Origin of the sequence: Mesorhizobium sp. M7A.F.Ca.US.014.04.1.1 (genome assembly GCF_003998745.1) — a bacterium.
Lineage (GTDB): Bacteria > Pseudomonadota > Alphaproteobacteria > Rhizobiales > Rhizobiaceae > Mesorhizobium > Mesorhizobium ciceri.
Map to the genome: position 1 here is coordinate 1 of NZ_RZRW01000710.1, position 2,621 is coordinate 2,621.

Here is a 2,621-nt window from a genome sequence, read left to right on the forward strand (position 1 = left end):
ATATTCTTTACAAAGGCAGAGAGGATCGTGACCACGATCACCAGCAGCGCCAGTTGCGACCGAACTCCCGATAATTTCGGAGCAAAGCGCTTGATCGCTGCCTCCATGATTCCCGAGCGTGCTATCCCTGCGCTCACCAGCAGAGCACTGCCGACAATAACCACGATATCGTCGCTGAACCCGCTGAAGGCTTCGTCAAAAGGCACAATGCCAACCGTGACAGCAAGCAACAGTGCCACAGCCGCGACCAGATCATATCGATAGCGACCCCACACGAACGCTGCCATCATCACGAAGGTTACGGCAAATGACAAAATTTGCGGCGTAGTCATGTCTTCGAATGCCCCGGCCCGCCAGTGCGACTAATGAGAACGGCCAAACCGCCCCTTTTGTTGCTTCGCTCATTGCTGCGCCAAAGCGGTCCGGCGGCGTTTGGCCAGGAGCGGATCGGCAGCGTTTAGAAACGGATTTTACGAAGCGGTCTTCGGACTTTGACAGACATCGATGTGCCCCGACCAATCCGACGCTTCAGCCCCAAACCAGGAAGGCCCGAGCCGGGATCAAAAAGCATGCGCTTGCCTCATGTCGAGTCCCCCTGGAAAATCGCCCGGACACCACGGATCGGGCGGCGTGCGGAGATCTTTTTCTCACCTGAAGTGCCACAGCAACGCCCCCGATATGCAGGGAGGGTGCCTCTGGTGCCTGACCCGTGGGCGAGCAGTTTTCTTGGCTACATTCGATTCTCAGGAAGCTTGAATCACGCGGCCTCTCTTTTGTTTTCGTAGCTGACAGGAGCCCCCTCGAAAGCCAGATCACTCCCGCGAGCCCAGTTCTTCTCAGCATCGATCAGCTCATTCTCCCCAGTCAAGCCGTTCAGAAACAGCCTGAGTACGTGCGCAGCTGTCCGTTCTCCGGCCCGCGAAGCAACAGGTACGCCGCGCTGTTCGCAGACCGTCGCACAAACACGGGCAAGCATCACAATATCGCTCGGTTCCAAAAATCGACCTGGATACAACATACCGTCCTCTGTTGGAAAGCCTCGTGAGCCTTTGATTACGCGAGGTCACCGGCAGCAACAATCAACTATGATAGTCTGCACCTCGACTGGGTCAGTAAATTTGAGCGGCCCTTCAGACGATCGGCATTGCGCCCTCCGGATCGGAAGGACGGGGCTATCAGGTGGGTTTTCCCGGCAGGTCGATCCGATTCGAATCGCGTGGGCTTGGGAAATGCGCACGGTCGCAGGTCTAAGGCAAGTTGGCCTGTGAAATGCCATGTCGGCATTTTCGGGCACCTCGAATTGAAGCCTGATTTGCAGAAGCTGGAATCGCTTGATGGCGAAGACTGCGCAAATCAGATCGAGGCGCGCGCCATCGCCCGGTGAAAGGGACCTCGACGAGTTGCCGCGTAAATCACGTTTGGAGGCCTGACCGTCGCCTGCTCATCCCCTCTGCCAAAGCAGGGAACAAGATCCTGTTTGCAATGTTGGGCGAAATGCCAATTTCTTCCCGCGGTCATGAATTCGACGTGGCTATTGTCGGCGGCGGCCCCGCAGGACTTGCGGCAGGCATGTATCTGGCCAGATTCCTGCATTCGGTGATCGTGGTCGACGCCGGCGACGCACGAGCCAAGCTCATTCCAAAATCGCATAACTGTCCTGGCTTCCCGGAGGGCGTAGGCGGGTCAGAGTTGCTCGGCCGTCTCAAAGCCCAGGCACAGAGATACGGTGCAAGCGTAGTGGACGGTCGTGTAGCGGGCGCCAAGAAGCGCGACGGGACCTTTGTGCTGACGACCACCTTCGGGACCATCCGAGCAAGGCGCGTGGTTCTTGCAACCGGGATCGTGGACAAGGCCCCGGCAATAGAAGGGCTGGAGGAGGCCGTCGCGGCCGGCACTGTCCGACTGTGTCCGGTCTGCGACGCCTATGAGGCCGTGGGCAAGCGCATCGGCGTCGTCGGCCCAGAGCATCTGGCGCTCAAGGAAGCCCTGTTTTTGAAGGAGTACAGCGGTCAGGTTACCTTGCTCGCCAACTATCCGGAGGATATTTCCGATGCCGCCCGCGGCATGGCCTCGGCAGGCGGCATCGAAATCTGGGACACCGTCGAGGATCTTGTTGCTCGGGCAACCGGGTTCGGCGTTGTCATGGCCGACGGTGCGCCAATGCGGGAATTGGATGTGGTGTACCCCGCAATGGGGTCTGATGTGCGCTCTGAACTCGCCGCCGCACTCGGTGCAGAGTGTGACGCGCAAGGATATGTTCTGGTCAGCCGACACCTCGAAACGTCGACTGCGGGTCTCTATGCCATTGGAGACGTGGCTGAGGGCCTCAATCAAATTGCCGTTGCGTTTGGCCATGCCGCCACCGCAGCAACACATATCCACAATGCACTTCAGTCTAGACCGGAAAACTGACCGGCCACCCTAGCACAGGGCGCGCGCCATAGCGCTCCAAGTCAGTGCGTTTCGAAGGACGCTTCAGATCCGCTCACCGGTGGCCGGCCTCGGGCGCGAAACGTTCAAATCAATTTTGTCCGGCAGGTCTGGCCAGGCATTTTTGATAGCGGTGGTTGTCATTCGATGGACAGGCGGGATGATGACCATCCGGACGTGTCGTTCAGGCC

At 58.7% G+C, this 2,621-nt stretch carries 2 protein-coding genes; one reads left to right on the top strand and one right to left on the bottom strand.

Annotated elements, in window-relative coordinates:
* On the bottom strand, window positions 1-332 hold a 332-nt coding region (locus tag EOA22_RS30325; protein WP_281040800.1), incomplete at its 3' end, for an SLC13 family permease.
* Between the two features lie 1,150 nt (window positions 333-1,482).
* Here EOA22_RS30325 and EOA22_RS30335 point away from each other — a divergent pair.
* Window positions 1,483-2,412, top strand: a complete 930-nt coding sequence (locus EOA22_RS30335) for an NAD(P)/FAD-dependent oxidoreductase (protein WP_244514439.1) — start codon at window positions 1,483-1,485, stop codon at window positions 2,410-2,412.
* Window positions 2,413-2,621 lie beyond the last annotated feature (209 nt).

Bases quoted from the DNA above. Each gene is read 5' to 3' on its own strand.
- EOA22_RS30335 (WP_244514439.1), top strand. From the start codon at position 1,483: ATGTTGGGCGAAATGCCAATTTCTTCCCGCGGTCATGAATTCGACGTG.